Source organism: Mesorhizobium sp. P2_D6 (assembly GCF_056404315.1).
Genome location: NZ_JBFUEG010000080.1, coordinates 1 through 946, shown reverse-complemented (window position 1 = coordinate 946; position 946 = coordinate 1). Strand labels below are relative to the sequence as shown.

The window sequence follows — 946 nt, the reverse complement described above, 5'->3', positions numbered from 1 at the left end:
TACCAAGAAGGGTTGAAGAATGGGTCGAGGCGCTTCGCCTCCAGCATCCCCTCAATGGCTCTCTCGGTTTCGCCGCGATAGTTATAGAACATCGCCAAGTCGGTGTGATTGACCGGATGATTTGGATTTAACGAAATGGCCTTGGCGAAATGCTGTTCACCCACTTCGTAGGCGCCGCGATCGACCTGTGCCCAAGCCATTACTAGTTGGCAAAGATGGTCGTTTTCATCGAGCGCGACGGCTTTCTGCGCCATCTCGAACGCCTCGTCGCGCAAGCGGTTCGAATCACTCATATCGAGAAGCCACTCTCGCTCGATAGCCGACGACAATAATGCGTAGGCACGAGCGTAACTGGGGTCGAGTTCGATGGCCCTTTCGAAGTAACGCCGCGCCTCTGCCTCAATCTCCGGCGTACCTATTGGCAACGCATCGCCGCGCAGGACACATTCATAGGCAGCCAGGCTGGCAGGCGGCTTGCGCAGGACCAAGTCGGTGCGAGCGGCTGTCATTCGTCCTACAAGTGTTCCGACGATAGTGCGAACGACGCGATCCTGGACATCGAATATCTGGTCTTGCGCGCTGTCATAACGCTCTGCCCAGACGTGATTGCCGGTCGTGGCATCGATCAATTGGGCCGTTATCCGGATGCGCGTTCCCATACGGCGGACACTGCCCTCGACGAGGTACTGCACGCTGAGTTCCCGTCCCGCTCCTATCATGTCAACGGCGGCTCCGCGGAAGCGGGAGGACGAATTGCGCGACGCAACCTGCATCTGCCGGAAGCGTGAAAGCTCCGTGATCAGGTCCTCTGTAAGCCCGTCGCAGAGGTATTGCTGCTCGACATCGCCACTCATGTTCTGGAAGGGGAGTACGGCGATCGAAGGCTTGTCTTGCTGGACTAGTCTCCCTCGTGCGACTTCCGGTTCCGTCGATGCGGCACCGGACA

General features: G+C 58.2%; 1 pseudogene. It reads right to left on the bottom strand.

From position 1 onward, the window contains the following. Window positions 1-946, bottom strand: a pseudogene (locus AC1D1L_RS33690) (adenylate/guanylate cyclase domain-containing protein); the annotation flags it as partial.